The sequence below is a fragment of the Embleya sp. NBC_00888 genome (genome assembly GCF_045207655.1).
GTDB lineage: Bacteria > Actinomycetota > Actinomycetes > Streptomycetales > Streptomycetaceae > Embleya.
Genome location: NZ_CP108785.1, coordinates 342,047 through 368,331, shown reverse-complemented (window position 1 = coordinate 368,331; position 26,285 = coordinate 342,047). Strand labels below are relative to the sequence as shown.

Annotated in this window: 20 protein-coding genes and 3 pseudogenes; 5 read left to right on the top strand and 18 right to left on the bottom strand. The window is 69.0% G+C overall.

Going from position 1 to position 26,285, the window contains the following annotated elements:
* Nucleotides 1-5 precede the first annotated feature (5 nt).
* Nucleotides 6-965, bottom strand: a complete 960-nt coding sequence (locus OG948_RS35695) for a carbohydrate kinase (RefSeq protein ID WP_331769143.1) — start codon at nt 963-965, stop codon at nt 6-8.
* 359 nt (nt 966-1,324) lie between these two features.
* On the bottom strand, nt 1,325-1,807 hold the full coding sequence (locus OG948_RS35690) for a hypothetical protein (RefSeq protein ID WP_331769142.1): 483 nt from the start codon (nt 1,805-1,807) through the stop codon (nt 1,325-1,327).
* 853 nt (nt 1,808-2,660) lie between these two features.
* Between OG948_RS35690 and OG948_RS35685 the strand changes: the two genes are divergently transcribed.
* Complete coding sequence (locus tag OG948_RS35685) at nt 2,661-3,746, top strand: IS110 family transposase (protein WP_331769141.1); 1,086 nt, start codon at nt 2,661-2,663, stop codon at nt 3,744-3,746.
* A 160-nt stretch (nt 3,747-3,906) separates the two neighbouring features.
* Here OG948_RS35685 and OG948_RS35680 read toward each other — a convergent pair whose 3' ends face one another.
* Complete coding sequence (locus tag OG948_RS35680) at nt 3,907-5,361, bottom strand: MFS transporter (RefSeq protein ID WP_331769140.1); 1,455 nt, start codon at nt 5,359-5,361, stop codon at nt 3,907-3,909.
* A gap of 38 nt (nt 5,362-5,399) precedes the next feature.
* Nucleotides 5,400-6,245 (bottom strand): annotated as a pseudogene (locus OG948_RS35675) (FAD-dependent monooxygenase).
* Between the two features lie 146 nt (nt 6,246-6,391).
* On the opposite strand from OG948_RS35675, the gene OG948_RS35670 reads away from it, so the two are divergent.
* Entirely contained in the window at nt 6,392-6,910 is a 519-nt protein-coding gene (locus tag OG948_RS35670) for a MarR family winged helix-turn-helix transcriptional regulator (protein WP_331769139.1), read from the top strand.
* A 144-nt stretch (nt 6,911-7,054) separates the two neighbouring features.
* On the opposite strand, the gene OG948_RS35665 is transcribed toward OG948_RS35670, so the two are convergent.
* The 3 genes from OG948_RS35665 to OG948_RS35655 form a co-directional block, all read right to left on the bottom strand.
* Nucleotides 7,055-7,789 (bottom strand): hypothetical protein, encoded by a 735-nt coding sequence (locus OG948_RS35665; RefSeq protein WP_331769138.1) that lies wholly within the window; start codon nt 7,787-7,789, stop codon nt 7,055-7,057.
* A gap of 315 nt (nt 7,790-8,104) precedes the next feature.
* Nucleotides 8,105-9,172 (bottom strand): agmatinase, encoded by a 1,068-nt coding sequence (speB, locus tag OG948_RS35660; protein ID WP_331769137.1) that lies wholly within the window; start codon nt 9,170-9,172, stop codon nt 8,105-8,107.
* A 286-nt stretch (nt 9,173-9,458) separates the two neighbouring features.
* Nucleotides 9,459-10,367, bottom strand: a complete 909-nt coding sequence (locus tag OG948_RS35655; RefSeq protein ID WP_331769136.1) for a LysR substrate-binding domain-containing protein — start codon at nt 10,365-10,367, stop codon at nt 9,459-9,461.
* Nucleotides 10,368-10,552: 185 nt separating this feature from the next.
* Between OG948_RS35655 and OG948_RS35650 the strand changes: the two are divergent.
* Nucleotides 10,553-11,119: pseudogene (locus OG948_RS35650) on the top strand (transposase); the annotation flags it as partial.
* Nucleotides 11,120-11,337: 218 nt separating this feature from the next.
* On the opposite strand, the gene OG948_RS35645 reads toward OG948_RS35650, so the two are convergent.
* Together OG948_RS35645 and OG948_RS35640 are read right to left on the bottom strand one after the other, a co-directional pair.
* Nucleotides 11,338-12,081, bottom strand: coding sequence for a hypothetical protein (locus OG948_RS35645; protein ID WP_331769135.1), 744 nt, complete (start codon nt 12,079-12,081; stop codon nt 11,338-11,340).
* Nucleotides 12,082-12,220: 139 nt separating this feature from the next.
* Nucleotides 12,221-12,667 (bottom strand): annotated as a pseudogene (locus OG948_RS35640) (transposase); the annotation flags it as partial.
* A gap of 71 nt (nt 12,668-12,738) precedes the next feature.
* On the opposite strand from OG948_RS35640, the gene OG948_RS35635 reads away from it, so the two are divergent.
* Nucleotides 12,739-12,963 carry an Imm53 family immunity protein gene (locus OG948_RS35635; protein ID WP_331769134.1) on the top strand — a complete coding sequence of 75 codons (225 nt, stop codon included), beginning with the start codon at nt 12,739-12,741 and terminating at the stop codon, nt 12,961-12,963.
* Between the two features lie 586 nt (nt 12,964-13,549).
* On the opposite strand, the gene OG948_RS35630 is transcribed toward OG948_RS35635, so the two are convergent.
* The 9 genes from OG948_RS35630 to OG948_RS35590 all read right to left on the bottom strand — a co-directional run bounded on the left by OG948_RS35630 (nt 13,550) and on the right by OG948_RS35590 (nt 25,194).
* Nucleotides 13,550-16,021 carry a SpoIIE family protein phosphatase gene (locus OG948_RS35630; protein WP_331769133.1) on the bottom strand — a complete coding sequence of 824 codons (2,472 nt, stop codon included), beginning with the start codon at nt 16,019-16,021 and terminating at the stop codon, nt 13,550-13,552.
* Nucleotides 16,022-16,761: 740 nt separating this feature from the next.
* The gene (locus tag OG948_RS35625) at nt 16,762-17,553 is read right to left on the bottom strand and encodes a fumarylacetoacetate hydrolase family protein (protein WP_331769132.1); all 792 of its coding nucleotides are present in this window, start codon (nt 17,551-17,553) and stop codon (nt 16,762-16,764) included.
* A 361-nt stretch (nt 17,554-17,914) separates the two neighbouring features.
* Nucleotides 17,915-18,862, bottom strand: coding sequence for a VOC family protein (locus OG948_RS35620; RefSeq protein ID WP_331769131.1), 948 nt, complete (start codon nt 18,860-18,862; stop codon nt 17,915-17,917).
* A complete protein-coding gene (locus tag OG948_RS35615) occupies nt 18,855-19,247 on the bottom strand; it encodes a carboxymuconolactone decarboxylase family protein (RefSeq protein ID WP_331769130.1) in 393 nt (130 codons plus the stop codon). Before OG948_RS35615 ends, OG948_RS35620 begins: the two co-directional genes overlap by 8 nt.
* Before the next feature lie 461 nt (nt 19,248-19,708).
* Nucleotides 19,709-20,683, bottom strand: a complete 975-nt coding sequence (locus tag OG948_RS35610) for a zinc-binding alcohol dehydrogenase family protein (RefSeq protein ID WP_331769129.1) — start codon at nt 20,681-20,683, stop codon at nt 19,709-19,711.
* A 298-nt stretch (nt 20,684-20,981) separates the two neighbouring features.
* Entirely contained in the window at nt 20,982-21,770 is a 789-nt protein-coding gene (locus tag OG948_RS35605; protein WP_331769128.1) for an ABC transporter permease, read from the bottom strand.
* Nucleotides 21,767-22,555, bottom strand: a complete 789-nt coding sequence (locus tag OG948_RS35600; RefSeq protein WP_331769127.1) for an ABC transporter ATP-binding protein — start codon at nt 22,553-22,555, stop codon at nt 21,767-21,769. The genes OG948_RS35605 and OG948_RS35600 overlap by 4 nt, the downstream gene beginning before the upstream one ends.
* On the bottom strand, nt 22,552-23,577 hold the full coding sequence (locus tag OG948_RS35595) for an ABC transporter substrate-binding protein (protein ID WP_331769126.1): 1,026 nt from the start codon (nt 23,575-23,577) through the stop codon (nt 22,552-22,554). The genes OG948_RS35600 and OG948_RS35595 overlap by 4 nt, the downstream gene beginning before the upstream one ends.
* Before the next feature lie 156 nt (nt 23,578-23,733).
* Nucleotides 23,734-25,194, bottom strand: coding sequence for an aldehyde dehydrogenase family protein (locus OG948_RS35590; RefSeq protein ID WP_331769125.1), 1,461 nt, complete (start codon nt 25,192-25,194; stop codon nt 23,734-23,736).
* A 139-nt stretch (nt 25,195-25,333) separates the two neighbouring features.
* Between OG948_RS35590 and OG948_RS35585 the strand changes: the two genes are divergently transcribed.
* Nucleotides 25,334-25,990: a GntR family transcriptional regulator gene (locus OG948_RS35585; RefSeq protein ID WP_406300446.1), complete on the top strand. Its 657-nt coding sequence runs from the start codon at nt 25,334-25,336 to the stop codon at nt 25,988-25,990.
* Nucleotides 25,991-26,285: the final 295 nt, after the last annotated feature.

Below are 26,285 nucleotides of genomic sequence, written 5' to 3'. Positions count from 1 at the left end.
CACCCTCACCGACCGCCGGCGAGGAAGTCCCTCACCTCGGACCGCGTCGGCGGATTGGCCCCCGCACGCGCACACGTGAGCCCGGCCACCACCGCCGCCTCGTCGAGCAGTCCGACGACGGCCCGCGCCCCGATGCCATCGAGATCGCCCGGCGACCGGACCCCGGCACGCAGCAGAGCGTCCAGCAGGCCACTGGTGAACGCGTCGCCGGCACCGATGGTGTCGACCGGATCGATCGGCAACGCGGGCCGCGTGATCGGCTCTCCGCCCGACCGGTAGGCCGTCGTGCCGTACCCACCGCACGTGACGAACACGAGTCGCGCGCCGAGCGCCAGCCACTGCGCCGCGACATCCGGATGCGGCACGCCCGGGTACAGCCAGTCGAGATCCTCGCTGCTCGCCTTCACGACGTGTGCCGCGGCGACGCGAGGCTCGACCAGCCCCCGAGCCTCCGAAGCCTCACCGAGCAACCCCGGACGCACGTTGGGGTCGTAACTGATGACGACGTCGCCACGGGCCCGCAACGAATCGACGAATGCGCCGATCACGGCGTCACCCGGCGGCAACCACGACGCGAGCGACCCCCAATGCAGCAACCGAACACTGGCGGGCAACGCCGCCAACTCGTCCGCCGTCCAACCCCAGTCGGCCGTGCCCTCGACCGTGAAGTCGTAGCGAGCGACACCTCGATCGTCGAGGTGGACGACCGCGATGGTGCTCCGCTCGTCGGCATCGGGTGCGGCGTCGAGGTTCACGCCCGCGCCCTCGGCGTAGCCACGCAGGATGCGCCCGAAACCGTCCCGAGAGAAACGGCCCAGAAACGCGGTCGGCCGCTCGAGCCGAGCCAGACCGGTGGCCACGTTCAGTGGGCTGCCGCCGACGTGGGCGGTGAATCTCGCCCCGTCTCCGGTGTCGACCACATCCATCAACGCCTCGCCGATGACGGCAACGATCGGCTCGCTCACAAGACATCCCTCTTCCATGGATCCCGCACCTTCCGATGCACGGGCGGGGCAACGAACGTGCACACACGGTCGCCGGTGACAAACCGTAGAGATCCCGACAGATGCGCAGACCTGCATCTCGCCATCATCGGGACCGGCCGATCGGCCCGTGACGGCCCGTCGGCTCCGGAAGGCGGCCGCGGAGGCGTCCATGCCGAGCATGACGAACTCCGGGCCGTCGAACACCAGCGTCCGTTCCCCGCCATCAGGGAACGCGGGAGATCTCAGCGTGAAGGCAACCCGCGAGCGGGGAGACGCACGAGACCCACCACCGGACTCGGCACAGGGCCGCCCCGGTCGCCCGGGCGTGGAGCAGTGCATCAGGTCCGAGGCTCCTGTGCATCGAGGGTGGTCGCGGCCTCGCGGAGCGCCTCGCGGAGGAACCCGGTCGGGGTCAGGTAGTCGGTGCCTGCGGGCGGCTGCAGCCAGGTCACCATCGCGTCCGGGTCCCCCGTGGGCAGCACGACCCAGGCACCGACCCCGACCCGCCGCGGGCCACCGTGCAGTTCGGCCTCGGGGGCGGGTTCGTCGCGCCGGGGCGGCACCAGGAAGCCGATGCGGCGCCACCGGTGATCGAGGATCACGGCGCCCAGCGGTACGTCACGCTCGCACAGCAGCCGCAACGCCGCCAGACCGAGGGGCTCGTCGACCCCGATCACGTCGAACGTGACGCCGGTGGCGGCCAGACGCGGCCCCCACCCGAAGACGTTGTCCAGGCCGGATCGGCGTGGTGGTGTGCTCGCCGGGGTCCCCACGTCGCCGGCGGCGCGGGAGGAGCCGACGAGACCGAGGGCGGTGGTCATGACGGAAGACCTCGCAAGGGCAGCAGGAATCGCCTGCGGAACCGGAATGCCGGGAAGGCGGACACCGCGGATGCTGCCCGCGGGCCGGGGCCGGAGTGGCGAAGGCAAAAGCTCGGACCGGGCGGTTTCGAAGACCTGGACCCGAGGGCCGCGTAGAACGGTTGTTACTGAGAACGGTAGAGATCCCGAGCCCCGATTCCCACCGTCGGACGTCTGAGATCCGAAGACTCCCGTCCGCCAAATGGCGAACTTCCGTGACGCGATCGTCGACGAACTTGAGACCGCATGGGACGCCTGGATCGAAAGCCGGCGCCGTCGGCCGTCACGGCCGACGACGAGCAGTTCGTCCGTCCGGGCGCCCCCGACTCCGGAACCCGATGGCCCCTTCCCGCGCCCGCGTCGATCACGATCGGGTGAGGTCGGCGAGGCCACCGCGCAACGGCGGTGTCGTGCCGCGTGCGAACCACTCGCCGAGCAGCTGCGCGACACCTGCTCCCCGGCCATGTCCGAAGGCGACGACGCCCGTTGGCTGTGCGCGGGCTGCGACGGATTCGTGTGCGGTCACTGCGGCGAACAGCCCGCCGCCGCCGTGGGAACCGCGTGCCGCGTGTGCGAACCCCTGACAGTGATCATGTGACTGGTGGTTCTGCTGATGAGCCTGACTCGCCCCCTGACTGACGTCGTTGACTGTCCTGTATGGGATTTGTCGGCTCGTCGGCGGGACCACCACGCACGCGGCCGGACGGGCGTTTGTGACCTCATAGGAGCTTGGTCCAGAAGCCCCGTCACTGTCTTGTCCACCCGCCCGACCGGCGCGTGCCGCCCTCGGCTCGGACAAGCGGCAAGGACGGACATGACCAGCATGACGCACGACGGAGCGGAGATCACCGGCGGAGTCGACACGCACGGCCTGACCCACCACGCGGCCGTGATCGACCCGCTCGGCCGGCATCTGGCCGACCGGGAGTTTCCCGCGACCGTCCGCGGCTACCGGGACCTGCTTGACTGGATGCGCTCGCACGGCACTCCGACCGCGGTCGGGGTGGAGGGCACCGGCGCCTACGGAGCCGAACTCGCGCGGGTCCTGACAGCGGCCGGCGTCACGGTCGTCGACGTCGACCGGCCGGACCGCAAGACCCGCCGGACGAAGGGCAAGTCCGACCCGATCGACGCCTACGCCGCTGCGACCGCAGTGCTCTCCGGACGGGCCACCGGCATCCCCAAAAGCCGCGACGGAGTGGTCGAGGCCGTGCGCGTGCTGCGGGTCGCCCGCCGCAGCGCGATCAAGGCCCGCACCCAGGCGATGAACCAGATCCGCAACCTCGTGGTGACCGCCCCGGCGATGCTGCGAGAGCAGGTCGCGGGCCTGGACCGGACCGCCCTGATACGCACCCTGGCCCGGCTGCGGCCCGGCGACGACGTCTCCCGCCCGCTCGCGGCGACCAAGGCCTCGCTGCGGCGCCTCGCCCGCCGCCACCAGGCGATGGACACGGAGATCGCCGAGCTCGACGCCGAGATCGGCCCCCTGGTCGAGCAGGCGGCCCCGGCCCTGCTGAAGCTGTTCGGTGTCGGACCGGAGACCGCCGGCCAGCTACTGGCCTCGGCCGGGGACAACCCCGAGCGCATGCGCTCGGAGGGCGCGTTCGCGCACCTCGCCGGCGTCGCCCCGATCCCGGCCTCCTCCGGCCGCACCCACCGCCACCGCCTCAACCGGGGCGGCGACCGGGCCGCGAACAACGCCCTGCACACGATCGTGCTGGTCCGCATGCGCTACGACGAACGCACCCGCGCCTACGTCGAACGCCGCACCAAGGAAGGGCTGTCGAAGAAGGACATCATGCGCTGCCTCAAGCGATTCGTCGCCCGCGAGGTCTACCGCGCACTGACCAGCACACCAGCGGAACGAATCACCCAAATCAACCTCGCTCCTGCGGCTTGACATGCATAGGAGCATCCCTGCTCGCCCGCAAACGTGCCGAGGAGACCATCGACGCCCGGGCGGCGGAACTCGCATTAGTCCGGCATCAGCGCAGAACGGCGGGGTCCCGAAAGCCGGCAGCCTTCGGGACCCCGCCGCAACCAGACCGGGGTTGCAGGGTTCAGACCCGCGCAGACTCCCCGACGGAAGCCGTGGCGGCCGGTGTATTGGCCTTGCGATTCATCCGGGCTGCCACAGCGGCGACGAGCGCCGCCGCGGCTGCTCCGGTCGCGGTGATGGCGAATCCGGTCACGTAACCGCCGACAGCGGGTCCCTTGGCTGCGGTGGTGGCGGAGGCCGTCAGGATGGCGGTGACGACGGGCGATGCGATGGAACCGCCGACCATGCGGGCGAGGCTGTTGATGCCGTTGGCCGTGGCGGTCATCTCCGCCGGCACGTGTTCGACGGACATGGTGCCGAGGGCGGCAAAGGAGAGGCCGATGCCCAGTCCGAGGATGGCCGTGGCCAGGTAGACGCTTGCCTGGTTGCTGTGCCAGCACGCCAGCGACACCAGCGCGAGGGCCGTGAACGCGGCGCCGAGCGCGACGATCCAGGACGCCGAGAAGCGCTTGGTGAGGCGGCCGGACAGCAGCGAGATCGCCAGCATGATCGCGGTGGTGGGCAGCAGGAAGACGGAGGCGCCCAGGACGGAGGCGCCGAAGCCGAAGCCGAGTTCGGCAGGGTGCTCCACGTAGGAGGGGACGAGAACGAAGGCGCCGAACAGGCCGAAGCCGAGGAAGAACGAGGCCAGGGTGGCACCGACTGTGCGCCGGTCACTCAGCATGGCTATGTCGACGAGCGGCGAGCTGACCCGGCGTTCGACGATGACCCAGCATCCGCCGAGCATCACCGCGGCGATGAAGAGGCTGATGGTCGGCACGGATCCCCAGCCCCAGCCGGCACCCTGGCCGATGGCCAGGAGCAGCGCGACGAGTGCGCCGCTGAGCAGGATGGCACCGGGGACGTCGAGCTTGCCGGTGGAGCTGCGTTCGGGAGACGCGGGCACGCCGAATATGGCGAGCAGCAGGCTCAGCGCGGCCAAGCCGACGATGATCCAGAACAGCGGCTTGTAGCCGGGGACCATGTTGGACATGACGCCGGCCAGCAGCAGACCGAGGCCGTTTCCGGCGCCGACGGTGGCGGCGACGATGCCGATGCCGAAGCCCATGCGCCGTGGCGGAAGGTTGCTGCGCAGCAGCCCGATGGCCAGCGGCATGACCGCGGCGGAGGCGCCTTGCAGGACCCGGGCGATGATGAACATCGGGAGGGAGGTGGCGACGGCGCCCACGATGGACCCGGAGACGAGCAGGGCCATCACGCCGATGAGGACGCGCTTGTGGCCGAGCATGTCGCCGAGCCGTCCGGCGATGGGTGTGGCGATCGCGCCGACGAGGAGGCTGACGGTCAACGCCCAGGACACCGATGCCAAGGAGGCGTCGAAGGCGTTCTCCAGGCGCGGGAGGATGGGCACGACGACGGACTGCTGCAACGCGGAGACGGCGGAGATGATCGCCAGCGCGGTGATCGTCGGGCCGGTGCGGGTGCCGGCCCGCGCGGGGGTGGCGGTCTGGTTCATGAATGGTTCCCTTGGAAGGCTGGGTGATGGGCCGCCGGTCAGGCCCAGTGGGCGTGGTTCGGCAGGGTCAGGGCGGAGTGGATGGCGCGGTATTTGTCGTCCGTGAGGGCGGCAGGGTCGCGCAGGGCCTGATTGCGGGTGGCGAGCATGGCTTGCGTGCCGGGAATGAGCCCGGTGCCGCCCTCCGTTGCGATGGCCTGGTTCTGCTCGATGAGGGGCGGGCCGTGCGCTCGTAGGCGGCGAAGGCCACGCTGTGGTTGGCATGGCCGGCCGGCTCGCCGGCCAGAATGTATGCGCCGACCAAGGAGAGGCTGGAGCCGTGGCCGGTGAGGGAGGCTGGAGCCCTGGTCGGTGAGGAATGACGCAGCGCAGGTGGCATCGCCGACCAGGGCCACGCGGCCTTTGGACCAAGCGGGCATGTGGATCTGGCTGACGGTGTCGAAGAAGAGGTCGTCGGCGGAGCGCATGGCGTCGATCGGGCGCGGGATGTGCCAGGTGCGTTCGGGGAATCGGGCGGCGATCAGATCGCGGCGCGCGGCCGGCGTGGGGTACCTATCGATGGGCTGCTCGTCCGGTTGGAAGCACAGGAACTTCCAGATCCGCGCCCGCCACGCTCCCGGTGACGGCTTCGGGGCGTACCGAGGCGATGAGGTCGCCGTCGGCGTCGACGAACGACATTTTCTCGGTGGCGACATCCTGCTCCCGCAGACGCGGGAGCAGGTACCCACGCGGTCAACGACATCGAGGGCCGTTCCCCGGATGTCGATCGCGTAGCCGCCGCCGCGGATGGCCGGGGACTTCTCGACGACGGTGACCTCAAAGCCGTAGCGGCTGAGCCGGTAGGCGAGGGCCGGGCCGGCGATGCCGGCACCGGAGATGAGCACCTTGCGGGGGTGGTGTGGTTCATGATTGCCTCCGAAACAGAAAGTTACCTACTTCAGGTATCTAAAAAAGAAAGATGGGCCGCCTGATGCGGGCCTCACTCGTTCAGGATATATTTACCTACCTGAGGTAAGCAAGTGGAGGTTTGATGAACGCGAAGAATCCGGCCGATCCCGATACGGGCTCGTCTGCGGCGGCTACCTTGGCGGCCCTGCCCCGTCTGGCCCGGCTGAGCAACGCGGTGAGCCGGGGCCGGGTGGCCGAGCGAGCTGCCGAGGAAGCCGGCCTCAGCAGAGACCGTCCCGCCATCGGGGTGCTGCTCGCTCTGCACGCTGCGGACGGCCCATTGCGCGTCGGCGAGATCGCAGACCGACTGCAGTTGGCGGGACCGCACATCACCCGGCAGGTGCAGGCGCTGGAACGGCGCGGTCTGGTGCACCGCATCGAAGACCCGTACGACAAGCGCGCCCGACTGATCGAGGCGACCCCCAAGGGGGGAGAGGCCGCCGGCCGCTACACAGCCTCCATGATCGGCTGGTTTGCGCAGGCCATCAGTCACTGGTCCGACCAGGACCGGGCAGACCTCGGCCGGCTGCTGGTCCGGCTGGCCGACGATGTCGTCGCCCGGCTGGTAATCCTGGAGAAGGAGCCACCGCCGGAGATCTGATCACCGGACGGTCGCCTCGGTCGCGGCCGGGGCGTCCCGGATGCCCTGCGGGAGTGGCCCCCGGATCGCGCCGGGACCGGAAGCTTGCCGTCCGCCACGAGACGACCGCCCCCACCGCATGTGACCGATAGGCCCGCACCTTGGTCACCGGCGCTGCGCGAACACCTTGTCCAGGAAGTCGAACTCGATCTGGTTGCCCAAGGTGCGGCTATTCACCGCGCAGTGCGCCTCGCCGCCCTCGGACTCCTCGATGAAGCGTTCCTCCTTCTGGCGCGACAGCCGCTCATAGAACTTCTGGCCGTCGCTCGCCAACGAACCCTCGCCGGCGCCGCCGACGTTCAGCAGCGGGCAGGTGATCTGGTCCTCCAGGCCCCAGATGTCGGACTCGCCCAGGTAGTCGATGTAGTCCTTCAGCGGGCGATCGAGCATGCCGAAGCGCTCCCGTACGTCCCCCAGGAGCAGGCGCGCCATCGGCGACGTCATGTCGACCCGGGAATCCAGGTTGTCGATGTCGGCGTAGAACTCGTGCTCGCCGAGCCCGATCAGGCTGAGGATCGCGGGCCGGAACGACGGCGTCAGCGTACTGGTCACCGCGGCCTTGATCCGCTTCTCGTGGGCAACCGCCCGCGGGACGAACGGCCCGCCCATGCTGTACCCGGTGAGGGAGAGGCGCTCGGGGTCCACGTCGGCGCGGCTCAGGGCGTAGTCGACGACGTAACCGATCTGCACGTCGAGATCGGGCCGGAACGTCAGCTCGGGATCGGAGTAATAGGCGCCACGCTGACCCGGGAGTTCAACAATGAACGCGTTGTAGCCGCGCTGGACGGCGGCCGCACCGGTGAAGAAATAGCTCGTCGATCGATACCACCTGCGGAGCAAGCCGGCCCCTGATCTCCCGGTTGTGTATCCGAACGCCGGCCCGGTCTCGTCGTCACCCGGAAGCCGACGCGCTCCATCTGTCGCCAGGGGCACGTGTGGGCCGAGGCCGTGTACCGCCTTCGAGGTCGAGTGCAGGTGCCTGCCGAATGGCATGATCACCGAGGTCGAAGTGCAGCGCCGTCGACGTCACGATGGCGGCGAGGGTGTTCCATGTGGACAGCGCCCGGAAGAAGACCGGCAGGAACACCATGCCCGGCAGGTCCTTCAGGCGCGCGCCGACGACCGAGGCAGGGCCGGCCGCGCACGCACGCCGGTTCATCCCTGCGTCGCTCCGCGGCGCCGGCGGTTCGAGTCGCGCCGGACGGCGTCGTACTGCTCGAGGAGGGGTCGACCGCGGTCCCACGACTCCACGTGGCCGGTCTCCTCGGCCTGTCGGCGGGCGATGCCGGACAGCGCTTCGAGGACGATGCGGCTGCCGAGCATTGCGGTGATGTCGGCGTGGTCGTGGCCGGGGGCGACCTCGACGACCTCGACGCCGACGATCGGCAGTTCGTAGGCCAGGCGGCGCACCGCGTCCAGGAGTTGGCGGGAGGTCAGGCCACCGGGCTCCGGGGTCCCGGTCCCGGGAGCCATGCCGGGGTCGACGACATCGACGTCCACCGAGAGGTAGACGCCGTCGCAGTCGTCCAGTGCCGTGCGTGACGCCTCGGCCAGGCAGGCTTCCAGGCCACGTTCCACGATCTCGGTCATCTCGTACGAGCGCATGCCCTGTTCGGCCATCCACTCCAGAGTCTCCGGGCCGGGCCAGTAGCCGCGCAGGCCCAACTGCAGGAAACGGTCGCTGCGGGCCGCGCCCGATTCGAGGAGACGGCGCATCGGCTGGCCGTGGGCGATGAGGGAACCGTGGCAGATGTCGCCGGTATCGGCGTGGGCGTCGAAGTGGACGACCGAGACCCGACCCCAGCCGACCGCACGCGCGACGCCGGTCACGTTCGGGAGGGCTATCGAATGGTCGCCGCCGAGCACGAGGGGAATCTTGCCGGCGGCCGAGATGGTGTTCACCGCCTCTTCCAAGGCGGCGTGTGCCTCTAGCGCGTTGCCGCTGAACATCATGACGTCGCCGGCGTCCTTGACGCGCAGGTCGAGAAGCCCGTCCACACCCAGCGCGAGGGAGGGCCGGCTGCCCTCGTGTTCGAGGTAGCAGGCCTGCCGGACGGCCTTGGGTCCGAAGCGGGCGCCCGAACGGTACGAGGTGCCGCCGTCGTAGGGCGCGCCCAGGATGACCACCTGGGCGTCACCCCACGTCGAGCGTTCGTCCAGGTCGCACGGCGGGACGCCCAGGAATGTGATGTCGGGGCCGTACATTGCGCCGAAGCGGGTCATCGGGAAGTCCTTTGCGTCATGCGGAACGGGCCGCCGAGCCGACTTGTCGCGGTGTGGTGCGATGCGGGCGCTCGACGGGCAGGTCCGTTGCCCGGCGAACGGCACTGCCGTGGCTGCCGGACCCACATCACGTTTCGCCGGGTCTGCCCGGCTCGCCGCGCACGCCCACCGCTCAGGCTCAAATCCTCACAGTCTTGCGGCTACTACAGGTATGGACGAGCTTTCGACGACGCTCCATATGGTCTATGGAAGACTGCGCGACGCCTGCCCGGGTGATCCGGTTCCGTCAGGGCATCTTCCGGACCGCCGCCGCGCGGTGCAGTTCCTCTCGCAGCCGCCCCACCAGAGCAGGCTGTGTGCCAAGGGGGGCGAGAAACCGGACACTGCGGGAGCCCAGAACCTGCACAGCAGGGCGGGCGACGACGTCGTACCCCTCCTCCAAAGCGAGTTCGGGTACGAGCGCGACGGCGGTGCCGGCTGCGACGAAGCCGTGGACCACACCGTAATCGTCGGTCCTGAGCACGGTCCGGGGTCGGAACCCCAGGGACTGGCAGGTCGCGAAAAGGGTCTGGTCGCTGGGGTCGTACGAGCCGCGAGAGACGATCCACCCATCATCGGCCAGCAGTTCGATGTCGACGGGACCCACCGCCCGGGCCTGGGGGTGCGATGCGGGGAGCAGCACCCGGTACGGATCGTCGAACAAGGTCTCGGCCCGCATGTCCGCGCCGTATCGTGCCCCGGCTCCACCGACGTCGTAGATCACGGCGCAGTGCAGTGATCCGGCTCGTACATGTGCGACCAGATCGAGGGGCTCGGCCTCGATCAACTCGATCCGCACGTCCGAACCGATCGCGGCCTCCCGCACGGCCTGGGGGAGCAACCGCGAGGCCGCGGAGTGGAAGGCTCCGATGCGCAGCGTCGACACACCGTGTTTCGCCCGGGCCTCGACATCCGCCTCGACCGCGTCGATCCGGTCGAGCACGGCGCCCGCATGCTCCAAGACCATCGTGCCGACATCCGTCAGGACCGCCCCGGTGGGACCGCGCTCCACCAGCTTGACCCCCAAGTGCGCCTCCAGCGCCCCGAGATGGTAGCTGATGGTCGGCTGTCCGTAGTGGAGCTCGCGGGCGGCCCCGGCCAACGAACCACTCGCGGCAACGGCGCGGAGCACCTGGAATTGGCGAAGATCAAGCATCCATACATGCTATGTATCCCGGCCGAGTAGCCACCTCGCCCCCATACCTCCGTGCCTCAGCTTGACGTTTAACGTCGCTGGTCACTCGACCTGCTGAGATCCCCGGGAACCGACAGCATGTGACGCGGCCGTTCTCCACGCTTCGAGATGTCGAGTAACGAAGTGCGAGAGAACGGCCGCTGTTCATGAGTCTGCCCGTCAACGTGCTCGCAGGCGCGGCATTGGGCTTGCTGTCCCGCTTTCGGGTCGAGTTCTACGAGAGCCTCTACGCTCGCGCCGACACGCTCTTCGAGCTCACCGACTCCGTGCTGTGTGCGGACGGGCCGGTGAACACCCTGGTCGAGTTGTCGCTGGCGGTCGAGCACCGGCGCGGGCACGGCGCCTTGTACTCGGCGTTGGACCGGGGCTGGATCGAACCGACGCGTCTGCGTCGTGCCCTGGCAGACCTACCGTTGCCGAAGACGGCCGAGGGGCGGATCGTACCGGCCGTGGACGTCAGCAACTGGCTCCGCCCCGACGCTCCCACCAGCGACGACCGGCTGTTCTGCCACGTCTACGGACGCGGCGACCGCAGCGCAGACCAGCTCATCCCGGGCTGGCCGTACTCCTTCGTCGCCGCGCTGGAGCCCGGCCGCACCTCCTGGTGCCAGCTGCTGGACGCCGTGCGCCTGGGGCCCGCGGACGACGCCACGCTCGTGACCGCCGCCCAGCTGCGCGAGGTCGTGAACCGCCTGGTCACGTCCGGGCACTGGACGAGGACGAGTTCCTGCAGTTCGACTGGATGGCGGCCGACTTCGGTCTCGCGTGCGGCACCCACTGCTACGAAGAGATGAGCAACGACTCGGGCGAGCACGCCCAACGTCACCACCAGTCGTGAGACCGGCTGTCCCGGCCGTGAACGCGCGCTCGAGCTACTTGCATTCCGGCAACTCCCGTATCGGGAGGGGGGAATTCTCGACAATGACGCAGTTCAGGGCGGGCCTGTTGGCCGGTGGCGGTGGAGGCTCAGGCGTTGAGCTTCGAACATGTGCATCACGAGGTCGACGCCCTGGTCGAAGACCGAGGCGTCGACGTTCGCCCGATGCCAGGGGGTGTCCGCCGTGGGCGCGGTGAGTTCTTCGACTTTGGTGAGGACCGCCTCGGCGGGGCCGGTCGCGAGTTGCGCGGCGAAGTCGAGGAACCCTGCGGTGGCTGTTCCTTCCCGATATCCGGCGGCGAGTTCGCGGATGCGCGGGACGATTCCGGTGGTCGCGGCGACGTGGGGCAGGATCGCCGCGAGGGCCGCGAGGCCGATGCGCAGCGCGACGCACTCCCTGCCCCATCGCACCAGAAGTTGCGGCGCGTGGTCGTGCACGGCGAGGCGTGCGCGGGCCTCGTCCCGGAGGTGCTGGGGGATCGTGCCCCGGGCGGCGTCGCGTTGCGACACCGTGGCGATGCGCGCGAGGAAATCGACGAGATCCAGTCGCCTCGGAGCCGGTATCCGGTCGTCGACGGCCCACGCGACCGGCAACGGGACGGCGTCCGCGGTGCCGGGCATGCAACTGCCCTGATGGAGGATGTCGTTGTAGAAGTCGCTCCAAAAGCTGAAGTAGTGCGGAGGGTCGGGCTCCATGAAGGATCGGTCGAAGAACATCTGTGCGTGACCGGGCACCACTCCACCGGGAAAGCGGTCCACGATCACCCGCCGGAACAGCCGGGCCTCCTCGGGAAGCATCTCCTCCGGTACCCACGACCTTTGCGGACCAACCGCGTAACCCTCGACCCGCCTCCACCCCGCCCCCGGCTCAACCGACACCCGCGGATCATAGACAACTTCGCGAGACCGCTCGATCCCGGGCGCCGGCCGACGAACAGAAGATGACGCCGCGTCGGGCGAGCCGGCAGCGCAGGGCCTCGCGGCCGATGCGGATGACCCGGCCATGGACCTTGCACAGGTAGGCGGCGAGTTTGCGCAGGGACCGGCGAGCGAAGGGCCGGCCGAGCTTGATCGGGCGGATGGTGGCCGTCGCGACGACGAAGTCCTCGTCGTCAGGACCGAGCAGGCGGGGACAGCCTCCCGCTCACTGAGGGTCCAGCGTGGCCGGGCCGATCTGGTTGAAGCGGTGGATGACGTCGCGCACCGTGTCCTCGTCCGCCTGCACGAGCCGGGCGATGACTGGCACGCGCTTCCCGCTGGCCGAAGCCAGCAGCATCATCACGCGCCCGTAGCGCACCGAGTCGGTGCTGCTCCGCCCCACGATCCGCTGCAACCGCTGCCCCTCCTGATCGGTCGGTCTTCGCACGCGTACGGGCTCGGGCATCGCGACTCCCCGGGCAAGTTGAATCAGCCGCGTCCGGTCCCGGACTCGCGGCTGACCTAGCATCTCGTGCCATGAACGAAGCCGAGCACGTCTTGGACTGGCTGCAGGGTTGGTACTCCTCACAGTGCAATGAGGACTGGGAGCACGAGTGGGGCGTCAAGATCGACACGCTCGACAACCCCGGTTGGTCAGTCCGCATCGACCTGCAGGACACCGACCTCGAAGGGCACGACTTCCTGCGCCAGGACCTCAAACGCAGCAAGGACGACTGGGTCATGGCCGGACCTCTGACATGACCTTCCATGCCGCATGCGGACCAGGCAACCTCACTGAGGCACTTGCCCTCTTCCGCGGGTGAGCGGTGGAGAACACCCCCATCGAGCAGTAGGACAGCCGCAGCTCGACACCTCCAGCCCCAGACGCCGCCCCACCCGGCGAACCTACGCGGTCAGAGCACCAGCGGTTCGGGTCGTCGCCGCGCGCACCCGCTCGTCCCGCCCGGCCAGCCGCAGCACACCGTCGCCGTCGTTGTCCGGGCTGGCGGCCACGATCCACCGCCCGCGGCCACGTCGGCCGCGACCCGTTCCGCCGCCCGTGCCACTGCCGCCGTCTCGTCGGGGGACCCGTGCGAGGAGATGACGTCCCACTCGCCCGGATTCCACACCACCAGCAAGAGCGACCTGGGAGCGGGCCGGCCCTGGCCGACCCGGCCGCCGCACGCGCCGAGGTCTTCGAGTACATCGAGGTCGAAGCCTGGTACAACCTACGCAGGCTGCACAGCAGCCTCGGCTACCCGCACTCGCGGCCTGACCACCACAACGACGGTGTCCGTCAAAGCGGAGCAAGCTCAATCATCTCCTTGATCTTCGCCCGAGTGATGCGTCAAACCTGCGGTGGGTAGACCTGCTCCGCCCAGATGACCTTGCCGTCCGCCGTGTAGCGGGTGCCCCACCGGCGAGTCAGTTGCGCGACGATGAACAGTCCTCGGCCACCCTCGTCCGTCGTCCGGGCGTGACGCAGATGCGGCGAGGTGCTGCTGGCGTCGGAAACCTCGCAAGTCAATACGGAATCCTTGATCAGCCGTAGTCGGACGGGACCCGCCGCGTACCGGATCGCGTTGGTGACCAGCTCGCTGACCACCAACTCCGTGGTGAACGCCAGATCGCCCAACCCCCACCGTTCGAGAGCGCCGGTCGCCAGGTCGCGGGCGCCGGAAACCGCTGCCGGATCCGTCGGCACGTCCCACGACACGACGCTGTCCGCGGGCAGGCGGTGGACTCGGGCCAGCAGCAGGGCGACGTCGTCCGTCTGCGGGCGGGCGGGCACCGAGGCCATCACCCGGGCGCAGATCTCGTCCAACGACCGGTCCCGGCAGGTCAGGGCCCGTCGAAGGCGCAGCAACCCGACGTCGACGTCCTCCGTCGGGCTCTCGACCAGGCCGTCGGTGAAGAGGGCGAGCAGGCTGTCCTCGGCGAGTTCCACCTCGGTCGATTCGAAGGGAAACGAGCCCAGGCCGAGGGGCGGGCCACCCGCGAGGTCCACGAAGTCGACCCCGCCGTCGGGCGTGCCGACGGCGGGCGCCGGGTGGCCGGCCCGGGCCATGGCGCAGCGGCCGGTGATCGGGTCGTAGACGGCGTACAGGCACGTGGCTCCCAGGACCGCGGTGGTCGCCGCACGGTCCTCGTCGGCGGGCCCTTCGTCGATCAGGTGAAGGACCAGATCGTCGAGACGGGCGAGCAACTCGTTCGGGGCGGGATCCGTCATCGCCAGGGTGCGAACCGCCGCGCGCAGCCTCCCCATGGTGGCTGCGGCGTTGATGCCGTGTCCGACCACGTCGCCGACCACGAGGGCGACGCGGGTTCCGGACAGCGGGATCACGTCGTACCAGTCCCCGCCCACGCCGTCACGGTTGTCGGCGGGCAGGTAGCGGGAGGCGACCTCGAGGGCGGGGGTGTCCTTCAGGGCGTGCGGGAGGAGGCTGCGTTGCAGGGTGAGTGCCGCGTTGTGTTCGCGGGTGTACCGGCGCGCGTTGTCCAGGGACACCGCTGCCCGGGAGACGAATTCTTCGGCCAGCAGCAGATCCGCCTCCTCGAATCGTTCGTTCGGCCACCACCTGGCGAACAGCGCCACACCCAGCGGGCGACGCTGGGACCGTAGCGGCACCACGATCAGCGACCGCGGAGCGAACTCCCGGGCCCGATCGGCGCGGATCACGTCGTCGGCGAGCCAATGCGCGGCTTCGTCGTCGCCGAAGGACTGCAGGACGGCCTTGCCCTCGATCAGGCAGCGGACCATCGGCGACCGAGCGACGTACCGGCTCGGCTCGCCCACGCCTACGGCCGCCTCCGGGCAGCCCGCACGAAGCGACCGATGGGCCACCCGTCGCAACGACGCCACGTCGGGCGTCGGCCCCTCTTCCGGCTCTCGGCCGTCAAGGACGGGCTCGAGGAGGTCGACGCAGGCGAAGTCCGCGAACCGGGGCACGGCCGTCTCGACCAGTTCCGCGGCGGTTGTGGCGATGTCCAGGCTGTTTCCGATCCGGGCTCCGGACTCGGTCAGCAGCGCCAACCTCTCCTGTGCGCGCTTGCTGTCGGTGACGTCCGCGCCCATGTAGCCCACACCCAGCACGTGCCCCGCCGAGTCGTCGAGCCGGAAGAACGACGTCGAAAAGACCCGTTCGCGATCCGGATGCGCCGGTACGTGGCCGCGGTGCTCGAATGCGAGCACCGATTCACCGGTCTCCAGAGCGTGCCGCAACTGGGCCTCCATCGCCTCCGGGGCCATACCCGGCAGTACGTCCGACACCCGTCGCCCGAGTCTTTCCTCGCTTGGCACGCCCGCCGTGCGTTCGAGGGTTTCGTTCAGCCACACGTACCGCAGGTTCGTGTCCAGAACGGCAACCCCGTACGGCAAGTGCGTGAGGAACCGTTCCAGCACCGATTGGCTGACTCCCCACCACGGCGTGCTCTGTGGATCGATCAGAAACAGCAGACACAGATCGCGGTCGCCCGCGTGGGCCAGCGGGCAGATCCTCACCTCCAGTTCCATTCGTCGAGTGTCACGTTTACGCGCCGTAACGCGCCCGCTCCAGGTTCCGGGCACGGGATCGTCGTCCCGATCTCCTGTCCCGCCCGTGCCGTCCGCCGGTCCGGTGGTCGTCACACCATCCGGAAGGGTGATGAACGCGGCGATCGGCCGGTTCAACACCTCCGCCGCGGGATAGCCGAGTATCTGTTCCGCCTTTCGGCTCCAACCCAGCACCAGCCCCGGCCCGTCCACCAGCACGGTCGCCATGTCGGCCATGTCGAAGGGGACGCCCGCGCCTGCCTGCGACGGTCCGTCACGGTTGCTCATGGGCGAGTTCCCTTCGCGGCTTCGTACGACGCACACTGCGCGCCCTGCCCCGCTCTCCCAAGTTTCCCTCGCGACGGATCACAGGCCACTCAGGACACGCCGTACCCGCTCCCGCGACACGGGTCCCGGCCCGGATTCCGAGGGTGGGCCATCGACCGATAGGCGGTCGACGCCCCGCCCACTCGGAACGCGCCGCCCATGGCCGGGCACAGCCGTCCGCCGTCGTCTTCGCGTTGCCGGCCGCTGTGACGCCGCACGGATCGCCCCTCGGGAAAGGGAAGAGTGAAATGCCCAAACCTGATCACCCGTCGCCGATCCGGCGCAGGACACGATCCGCGATCACCAGGGCGCGCCCGGGGTCGCGGTCCCACCACAGTGGCCGCGAGGGATCGGCCGTCGCGTTGACGAATGCTGAGCGGAGACGCGGTGCAAACGCCCGAGCGTGAGGCCGAGGTTCTCGGCCAGGCGCGGAGTCCATGCGTGGACGGAGATGGCCGCGGTGGCGAACTCCCGTACGGGCAGGGCCGATTCCGGCTCCGGGGGAGATCGTCCGGCCGGCATGGTCGGAACGGCGGCGGCGGTGGGGACCCCGTGCGCGTGGGCCTGACGCGTCGACTCCACGCGCACAATCTGCCGCTCAAGGTCCTGAGTGGCCTCCATGCGCCGACTCCGGCGAAATCACTCCGAGGGGAGGCCTGTTCGATAAGCCGATCCCATGTTCGGTACAAAACGACGGCTTTTCAGTCAGGCAGTTTCCCCACGACAGTAAGCGAGCCCAGGTTCGCGAACTCTGCGGTGACTCGTTCGCCGGTGTTGACGACGACGGCGTCCGTCAACCCGCCGGTGAGGACGATCCACCCGGGTTGGAGGGCGATCCCGCGTTCTGCGAGCGAGTTGACGGCCTGTGCCAGGGCCTCGGCCGGATGTCCTTGAACGGCTGATCCCGTGGCCGAGTCCACGATGCGGTCGTCGATGCGTAGAACGCACTCCTCGGCGGCCAGGTCCAGGTCCTCGGGATGACGGCTGAGGCTGCCCAGGAAGAACCGTGACGACGAGGCGTTGTCGGCGATTACGTCGGGGAGCTCGAATCGGAAGTCCTGATAGCGCGAGTCGATGACTTCGAACGCGGCTCGGACTGATTCCACTGCGGAGAGAGCTGTCTCTGCGGTTACGTTGGGGCCCTCCAGTCGTCGCCCCATGACGAATGCGATTTCTGGTTCGATCCGGGGGTGGATGAGGTCGCCCAAGGGGATGGGAGTGTCTTCTGCGAGCTGCATTTGATCGGTGATCCAGCCGGTGATGGGTGACGCGATTCCCATGCGTTCTTGTTTGGCCAGGGAGGTGAGTCCGAGTTTCACGCCGGTGACGGTCTGTCCCGTACCGGTCTTCTTTTGTATGAGTCGGGTCTGGGCGCGATACGCCGTTTCGACGTCAAAGGCGGGCCAATCATCGGTGAAGGGCCGCCGATCACGTCTCTCGGCTTCGGCTTGGTACAGCTCGTCGGCAACGCTCTGCTCGTTCCAATGTGTCATTTCTGTTTTCCTTCCTGCGAGTTCAAGCACGGCCCCGGGCTGGACTGCGGCGCGGGCATGGTAGGAGCACGCGGTGTGCCCGGGGCGCCGGAGTGGATCCCGTGTCCCGGAGGGGACCGGAGGACAGAGATCGCTACCTCCCGAAGGTGACGAGGTCGGGGGCGATGTCGACGATCGTGTCCTCCAGCCCATCGGCGAGGCGGCGCGACCGGGCGCGAGGAGCGGGGCGCGCGATGCCGTGTCTCGGGGTGAGGGGTCTCGGCGTGGTGGAGGAGACCGGATCAGACGCCGGGTGGCCGGGGGTGAGCGTCTCCCGGACGGCACCGAACCGAGTCACCAGGTGCGCCGTCGGCTCCTCGTGTCACGGCAGGGTCGGGGTGGCGTGGGTGTGGAAGCTGTCCGGCACTGCCAGGCCCCAACCGGTGGATCGGCCGTCGCCTTCGGTGGTCCAGGTGACCGGTTCCCAGTCGGGCGCGTAGATGTGGATTCCGCCGGAGAAGATCTCGATCCGGTTGCCGCCGGGTTCGAGGACGTACAGGAAGAAGCCCTGGGTCCTCGCATGCTTGGCAGGCCCGAACTCGATCGGGGTACCCAGCTCGCAGAACACGTCGGCGGCGCGGAGCACGTCCGAGCGGTTCTCCACCGCGTACGCGAGATGGTGCAGTCGACCGGTGGTGTCTGCGGGTTCACGGGTGATGGCGAGGTCGTGGGCCTTGTTCATCAGGCTCAGCCAGGCGCCGACCTCGGGTTGACCCGGTGGGACGAGGTGTTCGCGGAGCTTGAAGCCGAGTGTGTCGCACATGAACTTGCGCGAGTCGGGGATGTCCCGGGACAGGACGTTGATGTGGTCGATGCGGGCGGCGCCGACTCCCCGGCTGACCGAGGACTGCGGTTGGTTGAGTAGATACGACGCTTTGCCGGCGGGCGCCCGGTACTTCTCGACCTCGTAGTAGAGCTCCATCAGCTGTCCGCTCGGCGCGCGAAATTGGTACGCCTTGCCGTGTCCCACATCGCCGTCGATCCATTTTCCGGCCGCGCCGCGTTCTTCCAATGCCGCGACCCGACGATCCAGTGCCTGGGGACTGACCGTGCGCCAGCCGACATGGCCGAGCCCGGCCTGGTCGGCGGCGGTCAGCTTCAGCGTGGTGAGGTCGTGGTCACTCCACCCCCGCAGGTAGGCGCTGCCGCCGGCCTCTGCCACGAGGTCCAGCCCGTAGACGTCGACGAAGAACGCCAGACTCTCCTCGTACACGGGGGTGAGCAGTTCGGCGTGGCCCAGGTGGGCCAGTTCGTACAGCGGTTCATCCATGGCTCTTCTTCTCCAGTTCCGCGATCTCTTCAAGGACGTTCGGTCCGCGGTTGGCAGCGGACATCCCGGTGAACAGGAATGCCAGGTCGATGACGGCGCGCAGTTCGTCCCAGCCGGCGCCGGCGCGGAGCGCGGCGAGGCCGTGCAGCTTGGCGGCGTCGCTCAGCCTGGCGTGGAGGATGCCGAACAGCACCAGTTGGACGGTCTTCTGGTCCAACGCGGTGGGGTACATGATCAGGTTGCGCAGGCGTTCCTGGGCGAGCAAGACCTCCGGATTGGCCTTGGACGACGTATCGAAGCGCGACTGCACCCGCGGCGGGACGAATCCGAGCATCCTCTCGTACGTCGCCCGGTAGTCGTTGATGGTGTCGGGTCGGTCGTCCACTGGTTTCCTCCTGGACTCGTGTTGCTCGGCATGAGGTGACATCGCCGGCCGTCGAACGCTCGGACGGTGATTCGAGCGCCGCCACCGAGGTCGTTTAGGGCGAGATGTCCGCCCGGTGGATGAGGCCCGCGACGATGCCGACCTCGGTGAGTGGCATCGGGCTCCGAAGGGGACGAAACACGGCGCGATCGTTGAACCCGGCGGAGTTCTTTCTTCGGGGTCTGATGGAGGCCGCATCGCCTTCCCGGCTTCGGCCTTGCGCCGCGACAGTGCGTCGTGCATCTCGGTTGTCGGTGCTCCGGCCGTCGTCGTGGCGTTCGGCCTCGGCGCGGTCGATCGTTCGGGCCTTCGTGTCAGCGTCTGTTTCCCGGCGGCGTGTGACGGCAGGCGGATCACCGTGTCGATGATCACGTCGTCTGGCGCCGGTGTGGCGGGCCTCGCCGATTCGGCGCCGTGTGCGGTCACGCTCGGGGTTGCGGAGGGTGGGGGGCGGTAGTGGGGTCGAGGACGAGTTTGGTCCCGGCGCCGGTCAGCTGCCGATGCCAGGCCGTGGCGACGTCCGACAGCGGCACGATTTCGAGGTCGACGGCGATGTCTCCGTTGGCAACGTGCCGGGTGAGCGCGCGGAAGGCATGCCGACGCACGTCGATCGGGCACCGGAAGACGGCGAATCCGCGCAGATCGATCATGTGCGAGCGGAGAGCGGTCGCGGTGAACTCGAGTCTCTCGCCCGCGGCGGTGCCGAGCTGGATGTGGCGTGCGCCGTGCGGCGCCGCGGCCTGCATCGCGGCGAGCGCGGGGGCACCCCACAGGGGGTCGATGGTCACATCGGCGCCGCCCTCCGCGGCATCGCGCAATCGCTCGGCCAGGTCGTCGCGACCGTCGATCGCGACGACCGCGTCCGCCCCTTGCGTCGTCAGGGCGCGCAGCCGGTCGCTGTCGAGATCGGCGGCGACCACACGGCCGGCGCCCAGTGCCTTGGCCGCCTGGACGGCGATCCGCCCGAGGGATCCGGTGGCTCCGAGGACGAGCACGGTCTCGTCCGGCTGGAGCCCCGCCCTCCACTGGAGGGCGGTCCAGGCGGCAAGGCCGGTGTTGCCCAGCGCGGCGACCGTTGCGTCGTCGATGCCCTCGGCGACCGGAAGGCAGGCGGCCTCGGGGACCGATGCGTACTCCGCCCAGGATCCGAACGGCGCGCGAGTGGTGTCGAAGTACACGCGCCGGCCGTCGGGGAGCCGGCCGACGCCGTCGCTGCCGGGAACCGAGGGCAGCTTCGGAGGCCCGGTGTAGAAGGAGCCGGACGCCACGTGGAGGACGTAGTGGTGGACGCCTGCCGCCGTCACCTGGACGATCGTGTGGTCCGGTGCCGACGTGGGCTCGGTGAACTCGCCGTATTCCGGCGGGCCGCCGAGCGTGTGGAGTACCGCTGCTCTCATCGTGGTGATCCTCCGTCGCTGCGTTGTGGAGTCGAGAGGGGGTACGGCCGGTTATGCGGTGGTACCGCTCCAGCGGCTGGAGCGGCTGGAGCGGCTTGTGCGCGGGGCCGGCAAGCTGTCGGCGTGGAGTGCCGGCCGGCGGGCCGGCCACGGTCTGCGGCGAGGCCGGGCCACGGGCGCCGGAGACCGGCATGGGCACCGTGCCGGGGGATCCGGCCGTTGGACCGGCGTTGTGCGGGTTCCCGCAGGCCCGGTCCGCCGGGGCGCGCACCCGGTGGCCGGCCGGGTGGCCGGCCCGTCATCGGTTCTCCTCCGCCCAGGGCAGGAGCCGCTTCTCGAGCAGGACCAGCGCGTAGTACAGCACGATGCTGACCAGGCTCAGCAGGGCCATCGCGGCGAAGGCGAGCGCGGTGTCGGCACTGGCGCCGGACTGCACGATCACGAAGCCCAGGCCCGCGCTCGCACCGACGAACTCGGCGATCACCGAGCCGATGACGGCAAGTGAGATCGCCACTTTCAGGCCGACGAAGATCTGCGGCAGCGCGTACGGGACGCGCAGTTTGAGGAAGTCCTGCGTGCGGCCGGCGTTCAGCGAGCGGAGCAGCTCGGCCAGCTCGCTCGGCGTCGACTTCATCCCGGATGCGGTGGAGATCACCACGGGGAAGAAGCAGACCAGAAAGACCATCGCGACCTTTGGTGTCGAACCGAAACCCATCCACACCACCAGGATCGGCGCCACCGCGATCTTGGGAATCGCCTGCACCGCCACGAGCAGTGGGTAGATCATCCGTTCCAGCAATTCCGAGCTCGCGATCAGCAACGCGATCGGTACGCCGGCCACGATTGCCAGCAGGAACCCCTCGACCGTCTCCGTCACGGTGACCCAGGTCTGGTCGAGCAGGTAGGCCGGCTGCCGGAGGAAGGCCTCGACGACGTCCTTCGGGCTTGGCAGCAGGAACGCATCGATCTCGAAGACGATGGTGGCCAGCCACCACAGGCCGATCACCCCGAACATGCTGAGGGTGGGCGCGGCGATCGTCACGAACAGCGAGCCGTTCCGTGCGGCCCGGGGAGCGGTCAGGCTCACTGGTTCACCATCCTGAGGTCGGTGGTCGCGCGCGGCGGTGCGGCCAGCAGTGCGTGCAGCCGGCTGCTGAGCCGGGCCACGTCCGCCGCGTGGGTGTCCAGGCCGAGGGTGCGCGGCCGCGGGATCTCGATCTCCACGGTCTCCCGCAGCCGGCCGGGGTGCGGACTGAGCACCACGACCCGGTCGGCCAGCACGATGGCCTCCTCGATGGAGTGCGTGACGAAGACGATGGTGGTCGCCAGCTCCATCTGGATCCGCTGCAATTCCTCCGACATCTCGGTCCTGGTCAGCGCGTCGAGCGCGGAGAAGGGCTCGTCCATCAGCATGACCTTTGGCCGTGTGACGAGCGAGCGGCACAGCGAGACCCGTTGCTGCATGCCGCCCGACAGCTCGTGCGGGTACTTGTTCGCGAACCCGGTCAGGCCCACGAGTTCGAGCAGTTCGTGTGCCCGGTCGCGGTGCTGCTTCTTGTCACCGCCGCAGATCTCGACCGGCAGCATCACGTTGGACACCACCGAGCGCCACGGGAGCAGGGCTGGGCGCTGGAACATCACCGAGACGTCGGGTCGTGGCGCGGTGACGAGCTCCCCCGCCACCTGCACCCTGCCCTGTGTCGGCGTCAGCAGTCCGGCCATCAGCCGCAGCAACGTCGACTTGCCGCAACCCGAGCGGCCGATCAACGTGACGAACTCCCTTTCCCGGACGTGCAGGTCGATGCCGTCGAGCGCGTGCACCGACCCACCGCGCGACGCGAAGACCTGGGTGACGTTCTCCACCCGGATCACGAGGCCGACCCCCTTGGCAGCAGATCGAAGGAGACGTAGTCGTTGATGCCGAACGCGTCCTTCTTGATCGCCGTCGAGTCCTCCAGGATGCGCACGATCGTCGACACGCGATTGCGGTCCATCGAGCCCAGAGGCTCGGTGAAGCCCGGCGGCTTCACGTAGTCCGCCATCAGCCTCAACTCCGCGGCGGCGACCTCGACGTCCTGTGTGGGGTTGTACTTCTTGAGGGTCCGCGCGGCGGCCTCCGGGTCGGCGACGGCATCGGCCAGGCCCTTGAGCAGGGCGGCGCTGAACTTCTTCACCTGGTCCGGGTGCTTGTCCGCGATGTCCTTGCGGGTGAAGAGGGTGTTGCTGTACAGGTCGGGCAGCAGATCGCCGTACCGCAACACGACCACCTTCTTGCCCTTGGTGGCCTTCTCGATCAGGGGCTTGCCGACCGCGAACTGGCCGATCCCGTCGACCTGGCCGGACACGAGCAGTTGCGGCAGTGCCGCCGGCGCCGACGGCACGAACTCGACCTTGTCGGCGGGGATGCCCGCAGCCTTGGCATAGACGGGAAACATGACCTGGTTCGTCGACCCGGGCTGATCGGCGATCTTCTTCCCGACCAGATCACCCGGCTTGCCGATGCCGCTGCCCTCCAGGGCCATGATCCCGGCCAGTGACCGCTGGTGGATCGCTCCGACCACGGTGAGCGGGAACCGCTCCTTGGCGGAGGTGATCGCGTAGGTGGTGAAATCGCCGACGCTGTAGTCCGCCCGCCCGCCGGCGACCATCTTCATGTCGTCGACCGTGCCGCTGCCCACGGCGATGGTGACGTCGAATCCGGCCTCGTCGAAGTACCCCTTCTCCAGCGCGACGTAGGCGTAGGCCTCGCGGCCGAACGTGCCGAAGGACGTGAGGTAGGTGACGTTCTCCTTCTTCCCCCCGCCGCTTTCGGAAGCGGATTCGGTCCCGCCGCATCCGCTGACGACGAGCGCCACGGCCACGGCCAGCGGGGTGACCAAGCGTCTGGGTCTCATTGATCCTCCTGATATTTGATATACCAAATTGTTGACACGGCCGGACTCGTCGCCGGCGATGGAGAAGTGCTTCAGCCCGTCACGGGGCCTGCCTGGAGCCGGTCACCGCAACACCGTCCGGCCGCGGTGATCTCCGCGGGTGTTCCCGCCGGCCGGTCAGAAGGGATAGGTGGGGGCCTGGCCGCGCACGGTCACCCACCGGGTTTCGGTGAAGGCCTCGATATTGGCCTCCGCGCTGCCGAACCGGCCACCGGTGCCGGAGGCTCCGACACCGCCGAAGGGCACGTTGGCCTCGTCGCTGACGGTCTGATCGTTGATGTGCACGATGCCGGTCGACACGCGGTCGGCGAGCGCGAGACCCTTCATGACGTCCCGGGTGACGATGCCGAGCGACAGCCCGTACTCGGTCGCGGTGGCCAGGCGGACGGCTTCCTCGACGTTGGAGAACCGGGCCACCGGGGCGACCGGTCCGAAAATCTCCCGCGCGAACGCGGGAGTGTCCGCCGAGACGTCCGCGAGGACGGTCGGGGCGTAGAACAGTCCGTCGAAGCGGCCGCCGGCCGCTATGCGCGCTCCGTGATCGGTACTGGCGGTGACGACGGCGTGGACCCTGTCGCGCTGCGCGGCATCGATCAGCGGCCCGAGGGCGACCTTGTCGCGGGCCGGGTCACCGACCGCAAGCCCGGCGGCCTTGGCCGCGAGCCGCTCCACGAAGTCGTCGTGGAGCCGTTCGTGGACCAGATGGCGGCCGGTGGTCATGCAGATCTGGCCCTGGTGGAGGTAGCTGCCCCAGGCGGCCAGGTTGACGGCCCGGTCGAGGTCGGCGTCGTCGAGGACGATCAACGCGGAGTTTCCGCCGAGCTCCAGGTGCGCGCGCTTGAGGTGCCTGCCCGCCAGCTCGCCGACCCGGCGTCCGGCCTCGGTGGAACCGGTGAAGGCGATGACCCGGACCAGAGGGTGGGTCACCATTGCCTCGCCGACGCCGGCCCCACCCGGCAGCATCTGCAGCACGCCGGCGGGCAGCCCCGCCTCCTCGAAGATCCGGGCGATGGTGACACCACCGGTCACCGCTGTTCGCGGGTCGGGCTTGAGGATGACGGCGTTGCCGAGCGCCAGCGCGGGTGCGACCGCCCTCACCCCGAGAATGATCGGCACGTTGAACGGCGAGATCACCCCGACCACACCCACCGGAACCCTGCGGGTCATCGACAGCCGGGGCTGCTCGCTGGGAATCAGCGCGCCGTGCGGATGGCCGGGCAGTGCGGCGGCTTCGTAGCACTCCTGCTCGCCGACGTGCAAGGCGAACTCGGCCATCGCGGGTACGGCCCCCACCTCACGGATGTTCCACCAGGAGACCTCGTCGGCGTGCTCGACCCAGAGCGCGGCCGCACGGCGCAGCACCGCCGCCCGCTCCACGTGGGAAGTGGCGGCCCACTCGAGCTGCGCGGCCGCGGCGCTCTTCGCTGCCCGGGCGAGGTCGCTGGCGTCGGCCAGACCGATCCGGCCGAGGACCGCACCGGTTGCGGGCTCGACCACGTCGGTGGTGCCACCGGAGCCGGGCACCCATGTCCCATCGAGAAAGATCTTGTTCTGCCATTGTGTCGCGTCCAAGAACACTTTGAAGGTCCTCTCACTCCATGGAGCGCGGCAACACACCGGTTCGGGCCGCTACGACACGGATTGCCTGCGTCGTTGCGGCGACCGTAAGGGTCGGTGTATTGTCTGTCAAGCATGATATACCAAATATCGACGAGAGATGGCGGTGACCCCCTTGTTCACCTACAAGACTAAGGCGGACCTGGTGGCGGACTCCATCCGTGAGCTCGTGCGGTCCGGCGAGATCCGGCCGGGCGATGTGCTGCGGCAACGCGACCTGGCCGAACGGTTCGAGGTGAGCGCGACGCCGGTCCGGGAGGCGCTGAGCCGGCTCGAGGCCGAGGGGCTGCTCGTGGTGCATGCCCATCGAGGGGCGAGCGTGGTCAAGCCGGCAGCGGAGAACAAGGCCGAGATCTATGGCATCAGGGCTGCACTCGAGGGCTACGCGGCGGAGCTCGCCTGCGCGCGGATCACCGACGAAGAGCTCGCGAGGGTGGTGGAACTGAACGAGCATATGAAGGGTTTGAAATCGGATGATCCCGACGTGGTCCGATTGAATCGGGAATTCCATGAGCAGGTGTTCCTCAGCAGCCACTGCGATCACTTGACGTCACTGATCAGGCAGACCTGGAACGTTCTGCCCAGTCGAGGCCCGCAGGTGGTCTGGAGACCCCACGCGGAGAGCATCCAGCAGCATCAGCAAATGGTCGACGCCTTGACCGCGAGAGATCCCGAACGGCTCGGTGCTTTGACGCGAAACCACATCCTCGGGGCCATCGACCACATGAATCGGGCGCTTGGCCAGGGCGGAAGCTGAAGACTCCCGATCGCGTCGGGAACGCCTCCGACGAATCCGACGCACCCTTTGACCGAAGTCTTCTCAATGGTCATCATTTTCCGGGTGGTCCCGGACGAGCGCGGCGTGCGCGATGCCGCCGGGGCCGGGAGTGACGTACGGCGGGCTCCGCCGGCGTTGGTGTGGGCTCGGCGGCGCGTTCGCCGAGGGCCCGGAGCGCCGCACCGGCGCGTGGCACACGTGATGGCCCAAGTGCAAGTGCCTGCTGGGGGCCTGCCTTGCGGCGGCGGTGCGGGCGAGTGTGTCGATGCCCGCG

What these genes read in the sequence shown, in the direction of transcription:
- OG948_RS35630 (WP_331769133.1), bottom strand. Translation starts at nt 16,021, where the DNA reads ATGAGCAACCGTGACGGACCGTCGCAGGCAGGCGCGGGCGTCCCCTTC.
- OG948_RS35610 (WP_331769129.1), bottom strand. Translation starts at nt 20,683, where the DNA reads ATGAGAGCAGCGGTACTCCACACGCTCGGCGGCCCGCCGGAATACGGC.
- OG948_RS35585 (WP_406300446.1), top strand. Translation starts at nt 25,334, where the DNA reads ATGGCGGTGACCCCCTTGTTCACCTACAAGACTAAGGCGGACCTGGTG.
- OG948_RS35685 (WP_331769141.1), top strand. Translation starts at nt 2,661, where the DNA reads ATGACCAGCATGACGCACGACGGAGCGGAGATCACCGGCGGAGTCGAC.
- OG948_RS35635 (WP_331769134.1), top strand. Translation starts at nt 12,739, where the DNA reads ATGAACGAAGCCGAGCACGTCTTGGACTGGCTGCAGGGTTGGTACTCC.
- OG948_RS35620 (WP_331769131.1), bottom strand. Translation starts at nt 18,862, where the DNA reads ATGGATGAACCGCTGTACGAACTGGCCCACCTGGGCCACGCCGAACTG.
- OG948_RS35645 (WP_331769135.1), bottom strand. Translation starts at nt 12,081, where the DNA reads ATGCTTCCCGAGGAGGCCCGGCTGTTCCGGCGGGTGATCGTGGACCGC.
- OG948_RS35690 (WP_331769142.1), bottom strand. Translation starts at nt 1,807, where the DNA reads ATGACCACCGCCCTCGGTCTCGTCGGCTCCTCCCGCGCCGCCGGCGAC.
- speB (WP_331769137.1), bottom strand. Translation starts at nt 9,172, where the DNA reads ATGACCCGCTTCGGCGCAATGTACGGCCCCGACATCACATTCCTGGGC.
- OG948_RS35655 (WP_331769136.1), bottom strand. Translation starts at nt 10,367, where the DNA reads ATGCTTGATCTTCGCCAATTCCAGGTGCTCCGCGCCGTTGCCGCGAGT.
- OG948_RS35595 (WP_331769126.1), bottom strand. Translation starts at nt 23,577, where the DNA reads ATGAGACCCAGACGCTTGGTCACCCCGCTGGCCGTGGCCGTGGCGCTC.
- OG948_RS35670 (WP_331769139.1), top strand. Translation starts at nt 6,392, where the DNA reads ATGAACGCGAAGAATCCGGCCGATCCCGATACGGGCTCGTCTGCGGCG.
- OG948_RS35625 (WP_331769132.1), bottom strand. Translation starts at nt 17,553, where the DNA reads ATGACACATTGGAACGAGCAGAGCGTTGCCGACGAGCTGTACCAAGCC.
- OG948_RS35680 (WP_331769140.1), bottom strand. Translation starts at nt 5,361, where the DNA reads ATGAACCAGACCGCCACCCCCGCGCGGGCCGGCACCCGCACCGGCCCG.